The sequence below is a fragment of the Mesorhizobium sp. M7A.F.Ca.CA.001.04.2.1 genome, from assembly GCF_003998485.1.
In the GTDB taxonomy this organism is placed as follows: Bacteria; Pseudomonadota; Alphaproteobacteria; order Rhizobiales; family Rhizobiaceae; genus Mesorhizobium; species Mesorhizobium ciceri.
In genome coordinates this window covers 1-6106 of sequence record NZ_RZQT01000219.1, presented here as the reverse complement: position 1 = coordinate 6106, position 6106 = coordinate 1, and the positions used below count along the sequence as shown (strand labels likewise).

The following is a 6106-nucleotide window of genomic DNA, read 5'->3' as shown; positions in this document are numbered from 1 at the left end:
TGCTCGGCCTCTCTGGCGGCATCGATTCCAGCGTCTCGGTCGCGCTCGCCGCCCGCGCCGTCGGCGCTAAGAACGTCTTCTGCCTGTTCATGCCGGAAAGCGACTCCGATCCCGACAGCCTCCGCCTCGGCCGGCTGGCCGCCGAAACCTTTGGCGTCGAAGCGATCGTGGAGGATATCGGCCCGACGCTGCACGCGATGGGTTGTTATCAGCGGCGGGATACCTTCATCCGCGAGCTGGTGCCGGAATACGGGCCGGGCTGGGCCTCAAAGATCGTCATCGCCAATTCGCTCGCCGGCGAGGGCTACAACATCTCCTCGCTGGTGGTGCAGGACCCCGAAGGCCGGCAGACGAAGCTGCGCATGTCGGCGGCGGTCTATCTCGGCATCGTCGCCGCCACCAACATGAAGCAGCGCACGCGCAAACAGATCGAGTACTATCACGCCGACCGGCTGAATTTCGCCGTGCTCGGCACGCCGAACCGGCTCGAATACGACCAAGGCTTCTTCGTGAAAAATGGCGACGGCGCGGCTGACGTCAAACCGATCGCCCATCTCTACAAGAGCCAGGTCTATGCACTTGCCGCCCATCTCGGCATTCCCGAGGAAATCTGCCGCAGGGCGCCGACGACCGACACCTATTCCCTCGAGCAGACGCAGGAAGAGTTCTACTTCTCCCTACCCTATGACCGCATGGATATTTGCCTCTTCGGCCTGAATAACGGCCTTTCAGCCGTGGAGGTCGGCGCCGCCGCGGAGCTGACTGCGGTCGAGGTCGAACGCGTCTGGGCCGATATCGCCGCCAAGCGCCGTGCGACGCAATATCTGCACCTTGGCCCGCAGCTCGTCCGCCCCGTCGAGGAAATCGCCAGCTGAGATCGGCGCGATCCTCGGGATTACGTCGCCGCGCGGGCAAATGACGGCCTATTCGAACTGCTCCCCGGCCAATCGATTCCAGCGCTCGCCGGCCAGCCCGTTGAAGAAGCCTTGCGAGCTCAGGAACGCGTTCACCAGCTCCTCGTCGCGCGAATGCACCACGGTCGAGGCCGGTTGAGTGAAGGCGACCCGCCGGCCCAGCATCGCTGCGAGCAGGGCGGGTTGCGTCCGGCCGCGCAGGCCGGCGGCGCCACGCCGCGCCGCATCGCCAATCAAGCAGTCGACGACGGAACCAGCTTGCCCCGGCAGGGCCAGAACCTGCAGCACGCGCGCCATCCTGCCCGGGCGGGTGTGATAGAGGAAGGCGCCCACCAGCCCCCCGCTGGGGCAGGAGACGGACGCGAACACGGCATCACCATAGTCCGGCTTCTGGGAAGCCTCCGCGAGGATATGCGCAAACTGCTCGGCACTCCAGTCGGGGCGGAGCGGGAACTGCCGCGTTAAAGGGTCCAAAAGAGCCGCAAAACCGGCTTGATCGATTTCGGCTACCTTGAGGCCGCCCTTGCCATTCCAGAGTTCCGGGACCCCGGACCAGCGCATCTCGTTCTCCTGCATCCGTCCGCGAAGATAGCGATCGAGTCCGCGCGCGAGCGGGTCAAGCAAGCGCACGGCGCCGGCTCGCCGCGATGCTAGATCGAGCAGGAAGGCCGAAGGTCGGATGACCCGGATCCAGTCCAGGCTGTATTGCGGCAGGGCGACCCCGCGCAGTTTCGTCCACATCTGCGTCGAGAGGGCATTTGCGGTTTCGCTGAAGGAGATGTCCTGCGGCCCGGCCAGGAATGTCCTGAGCAGCCTTGCGCCGGCCATCGGGTCGTTCGCCCGCGGTTCGACCATGAGCGAACCACAGATGGCGGCGCGCAGCTTGCACTGGCCATGCCTCATCGGCAGCACATTCACGCCGACAAAGCCTGAAATGTCGCCTTCGCTCGCAATATGGACGAGAGACGCGATCTCCGGATCGCAGACCGGGCCTTCGAGATAGTGCCAGCGCAGATAAGTCTCGAGCGCCGGAGGCGGCGGCTTGCCACCGTCCCGGAAGGTTCTTTGAAAGAGCCCGGCGACGGCCGGAATATCCGCAGCCTGCAGGGGACGAATCTGGCTCATGCCAAACTCGCGGAGGATGAGATCGCGGGCGCACCGTTCCCAAGCTTGCGAAGGAGTGCGACACGCGGCATTCCGACCTCATCCTTGGCGAATGTCACGGGTTCATAGGCCTTGGCTCTGGCTATCAGGGCAGCCACCTGGCGGTCCTGCCCCTGGCCGAACTCGAACAGCAGCCAGCCATCAGGCTTGAGGAAATCGATTGCGTCCCGGATCAGCCGCTGTTGGATCGAGATGCCGTAAGGCCCCCCGTCGAAGGCCTCGCGCGGCTCGCCCTCAAGCAGATGCGCGCTCTCGCCTTCGAGGCGCGCGGTCGAGATATAGGGCGGATTGCAGACAATCAGGTCCGCTGCGCCGATAAGCCCATCGCCCTCCAGCGCACCGAACAGATCCCCTTTCCGGATGGTGACCCGGGCCTGAAGGGCCAAGCGTTCGGCATTGCTCCGGGCGAGCGCGAACGTGCTGTCAGTCACGTCCACCCCCCAGACGCGGGCCGACGGAACTTCCGCCGCGATCGCCAGAGCAAGGTTGCCGGAGCCGCAGCACATGTCGATCACCATCGGGCCGGGCGCGCGATCGCGAAGAATCGCAAGCGCGCTCTGTCCGAGCAACTCCGTTTCCTGACGCGGCACGAGAACGCCCGGAGCCAGCTCGAGCATCACGCTCATGAAACGATGCAGGCGGGGCGTAGAACGGCCGGCTAGGGCTGCTGCTCTGTGCGGCACGGCGGTTCCTTACGTCATCCGACAGTATTGCATACACAGGACCTATCGCGCTCCGGTAAACGGCTGCTAAAGATATCGCCGCCGATACTGCGCAGCGCACCAACTCGGCCATATAGATGCGGCGTTGGTGCGCGGATATGAAATCGAGCGCATTTCGGTCTTTGAAGTTGCCGATTATAGCTGCCGGACTTGATGTCGGACAGACTCATGCGCACGCCAGCATGCGGTTGAGTACGCTGCAACCGACGGCAACCTCGGTCTGCTGAGCGGCGAACGAACGAGCCAGCAAGCTCTACATACTTCAATTGCGTCTGCCCGGGAGGCAGTCTGTGGATTCGAGGCGTGGTCTCGGCTAAGCATACCCGATGGACGACAGATCCTGGTTTATGAAATCCAGCATCGATCACGCCAAAGCAGCGCGAGCTGACAAGAACGGTGGAGGTGCTGCTTGAGGAGTTCGACGACGCGCTGAAGGAGGCTCGGCCGACTTCAAAAAGCGTGGGCGCATCCTCAAGATTATACTTTTCGGATCCTATGCGCGTGGCGGCTGGATCGACGAGCCGCATTTTCGGCAGCGGCAGAGCATCACGGGCTTCTTCAACAAGGAGCCTGACAAGGGCATGTCGGCGATCGAGTATTGCCGCACGGCGGCCCTTGGCGGTCGGCAGCGGTCGCGCCGTCGCCGACTTCGGCCGCAGATCGAAATCCCCATAGCCATCGACTGTGCCCCGCGGGTTCCTTCCTCGGGGACTTTCGTACGCCTGCCGGCGCCCGAAACTCTTCACGGAAGCAGAAGGTGCGGTTCTGAAACGAACTGGCCAGAAAAGGGCTCCCCTACCGGAAATCGGCGGCAGTCAAAGTGTAAGAGCTGCGGCGGTCGCGAGAATAGGCTTTGCTGGCAATCTTGTGAATGGATGATCGCAAGGTGTCGAAAGCTGAAAGGCATTTTGTTTCCGACGCCGTTGTCCCCACCAAGGCGATGTCCGATTTTGCCAGCGCCGCGATCTCGACGAAGAAACGCACCTCGAACATGCAGTCATGGCCGGTGAAGCGGACGGCGTTGCGGGCTTCATCGAAACTGCGGCTGGGATTGGGAAAGGAGAGCGTCATGATTGGCCCGCCGCTCTCTCGTGCGGGACAATTGGCGGCGCGGTAATCCACGCCGTGCGACGCTCGGCATTGCGCTGGTTGAGGGGGTCAACATGCGGCGTGTCGCATCGGGGCGGCTGAGGCCGGCCATGGCAACGCCGTCTCCGTGTGCCGGAATTCCCGAGAAGACGTGATAGACGGTCCAGGAACGATCCGCTTCACGCGGCGTCCGTATTGGCGATTTGTGAAGTCGCGTCCCGGCGCGCCACTTTCGTGTTCCCAAATCCGAAGCGCGGCGGCATTGCACTGCCAATCGGTTTCAGTGTTGCGGACAATCGTGACGTTGGCCTTTCCTCATTTAATCGCTTCAGAGGCGAGAACGCCCGAATAGAGCGTTGCGCCATTCGTGTCGGCGATCGTCATGGCGTCCGGCCGCTGTGGCATGTTCAGGGTCCCAGCCAAAAGCCTGGCGATTTCGATCGCATCTTCGAGGTCGGCGGCTTCCGCCGTCTCGCGGCCGAGCACGGCATGCGCATCGTCCGCTTCGCGGGTGCGATAGAATTCGATCACGATCTTCATCGCCGTCCCGTCTCGCCGTGTCAGTTCTTGCCTTTGCCGCGCGGGGCGCTGATGTTGGCGGTAAGCCTGGTCTGGGCACCGAACACGCTTTCAGGCTTAGGCAGTGCCTTTTCCAGCTTCGGCTTCCTGATTTCCCGGCTCGAGCGTTTCTGTCCCTTTGACATGTGCGAACGTCCTTTCAGAGAGTGTTATGATGTCACTGGGCGACGTGGCGACCGGTTCGAGACTGTCCTGGGTCGCCACCCGTTCATGACGTTCGCCGTCGCTGCGGATGCGGTATTGCAGCGAATCTCCCCTCGCAGGGAGCGTGGCCGTGATGCGGTAGATTTCCGCGGTCTGTGGAAACGTGCCAAAGCCGCCCTTCAGCCGGACAGCCTGTCCGACGGCAAACAGATGCGTTGCGGCTTCGCGGCGGATCGGGCGTGGGTTGCGTTGCATCAGGGTTGTGGTTTTCATCATTGTCTCTGGTCCTGCTCCAGTGCGGCTTCAAGCGATGCCGGTTCGATCGGCACCATCTGCTGCGTGGCTCCGACGGCGGAGATCGCCGGCAGGTGAATGAAGGTGGCCACGCGGCGCCATGCGATCAGCGAAGCCCCTTCGAGAGCTTCCTCGTCTTGATCGACGCGATACGCTCCAGGTGGTTGCGGCGTATCGAAGCCAGGCAGCGAAAACGCCGCCCTGAAGCGAACGATTGAAGATGTGGTGCGGCTGGTCATCAGTTGCGGCTTCCCGCGGAAACGCACGACGCCTTTCCGTATCATTCCCACTCGAACCGCCGGAGCGATGCCCGACGCTGCCAGTATATCCGTGGTCAGCGTCGGTTTCATTCCAGGGTTCGAGCGGGACGAAATGTGCGCCGGATCGGCTCATGCACTCGTTTTCGAGAATTGGTGGTGAATCGCAGGACTCTGACACAAAGCCAACTCGACCAAATCAACGAGCTTTACATATGCGCCTCAATTGCGTTGCAAACAAGGTCTCGGCGCCTTTTCTTTTTGGCTTTTAAATAACAAATCGATGTCCGTGAAATTCAAGGCGGCAGAAAGTTTTCCGCCAACGCAAATAAATTCTGCGAGGCTCGAAATTATTTCGTTCGATTGTTTGGGGCATACACGAGAATTAATTCTGACATTCCTATCTATCGAGTGCCAACGCGTCTATAGAGGAGGGGCGTGGCCGCCTGTGCCGGCCCCCAGAAAGAAAGTTCCCATGAAATTTCGGCCACTCCACGACCGCGTCGTCATTCGTCGCGCCGAAGGCGATATCAAATCCAAGGGCGGGATCATCGTCCCCGACACTGCCAAGGAAAAGCCGCAGGAGGGCGAAGTCATCGCTGTCGGCCCTGGCGCACGCGACGAAAACGGCGCGCTTGTTCCGCTCGACGTCAAGGCCGGCGACTTCATCCTGTTCGGCAAATGGTCGGGCACCGAGGTCAAGATCGACGGCGAGGACCTTCTGATCATGAAGGAAGCCGATATCATGGGCGTCATCGACAAGAGCGAGACTGGCATCATCGACAAGGGCGCTGCAACCGACAAGACCGTGGCCGTCAAGAAAGCTGCCTGACCTCATTTTCTCCGAACGAACTGGATAAAAATCATGTCTGCCAAGGAAATCAAATTCTCCACCGACGCGCGCGACCGCATGCTGCGCGGCGTCGAGATCCTCACCAATGCG

General features: G+C 61.8%; 8 protein-coding genes and 1 pseudogene. 3 read left to right on the top strand and 6 right to left on the bottom strand.

Features of this window, described 5'->3' with window-relative positions:
- A partial coding sequence (gene nadE, locus EN955_RS33305; RefSeq protein ID WP_127223550.1) for an NAD(+) synthase occupies window positions 1-875 on the top strand: 875 nt, incomplete at its 5' end.
- Between the two features lie 48 nt (window positions 876-923).
- On the opposite strand, the gene EN955_RS33300 is transcribed toward nadE, so the two are convergent.
- On the bottom strand, window positions 924-2039 hold the full coding sequence (locus tag EN955_RS33300; protein ID WP_024505327.1) for a hypothetical protein: 1116 nt from the start codon (window positions 2037-2039) through the stop codon (window positions 924-926).
- Complete coding sequence (locus tag EN955_RS33295) at window positions 2036-2704, bottom strand: HemK/PrmC family methyltransferase (protein WP_245265405.1); 669 nt, start codon at window positions 2702-2704, stop codon at window positions 2036-2038. Before EN955_RS33295 ends, EN955_RS33300 begins: the two co-directional genes overlap by 4 nt.
- 443 nt (window positions 2705-3147) lie before the next feature.
- On the opposite strand from EN955_RS33295, the pseudogene EN955_RS35785 reads away from it, so the two are divergent.
- A pseudogene (locus tag EN955_RS35785) lies at window positions 3148-3327 on the top strand (hypothetical protein); the annotation flags it as partial.
- A 268-nt stretch (window positions 3328-3595) separates the two neighbouring features.
- On the opposite strand, the gene EN955_RS33285 reads toward EN955_RS35785, so the two are convergent.
- The 4 genes from EN955_RS33285 to EN955_RS33270 all read right to left on the bottom strand — a co-directional run bounded on the left by EN955_RS33285 (window position 3596) and on the right by EN955_RS33270 (window position 5145).
- Entirely contained in the window at window positions 3596-3871 is a 276-nt protein-coding gene (locus EN955_RS33285) for a DUF1488 domain-containing protein (RefSeq protein ID WP_024505329.1), read from the bottom strand.
- Between the two features lie 333 nt (window positions 3872-4204).
- Entirely contained in the window at window positions 4205-4429 is a 225-nt protein-coding gene (locus EN955_RS33280; protein ID WP_024505330.1) for a hypothetical protein, read from the bottom strand.
- Between the two features lie 96 nt (window positions 4430-4525).
- Entirely contained in the window at window positions 4526-4885 is a 360-nt protein-coding gene (locus EN955_RS33275) for a hypothetical protein (RefSeq protein WP_024505331.1), read from the bottom strand.
- A complete protein-coding gene (locus tag EN955_RS33270; protein WP_024505332.1) occupies window positions 4885-5145 on the bottom strand; it encodes a hypothetical protein in 261 nt (86 codons plus the stop codon). Before EN955_RS33270 ends, EN955_RS33275 begins: the two co-directional genes overlap by 1 nt.
- Window positions 5146-5638: 493 nt before the next feature.
- Here EN955_RS33270 and EN955_RS33265 point away from each other — a divergent pair, with 493 nt between their 5' ends.
- Window positions 5639-5995: a co-chaperone GroES gene (locus tag EN955_RS33265; protein WP_127223549.1), complete on the top strand. Its 357-nt coding sequence runs from the start codon at window positions 5639-5641 to the stop codon at window positions 5993-5995.
- Window positions 5996-6106 lie beyond the last annotated feature (111 nt).

What these genes read in the sequence shown, in the direction of transcription:
- EN955_RS33300 (WP_024505327.1), bottom strand. Translation starts at nt 2,039, where the DNA reads ATGAGCCAGATTCGTCCCCTGCAGGCTGCGGATATTCCGGCCGTCGCC.
- EN955_RS33295 (WP_245265405.1), bottom strand. Translation starts at nt 2,704, where the DNA reads ATGAGCGTGATGCTCGAGCTGGCTCCGGGCGTTCTCGTGCCGCGTCAG.
- EN955_RS33285 (WP_024505329.1), bottom strand. Translation starts at nt 3,871, where the DNA reads ATGACGCTCTCCTTTCCCAATCCCAGCCGCAGTTTCGATGAAGCCCGC.
- EN955_RS33280 (WP_024505330.1), bottom strand. Translation starts at nt 4,429, where the DNA reads ATGAAGATCGTGATCGAATTCTATCGCACCCGCGAAGCGGACGATGCG.
- EN955_RS33275 (WP_024505331.1), bottom strand. Translation starts at nt 4,885, where the DNA reads ATGAAAACCACAACCCTGATGCAACGCAACCCACGCCCGATCCGCCGC.
- EN955_RS33270 (WP_024505332.1), bottom strand. Translation starts at nt 5,145, where the DNA reads ATGACCAGCCGCACCACATCTTCAATCGTTCGCTTCAGGGCGGCGTTT.
- EN955_RS33265 (WP_127223549.1), top strand. Translation starts at nt 5,639, where the DNA reads ATGAAATTTCGGCCACTCCACGACCGCGTCGTCATTCGTCGCGCCGAA.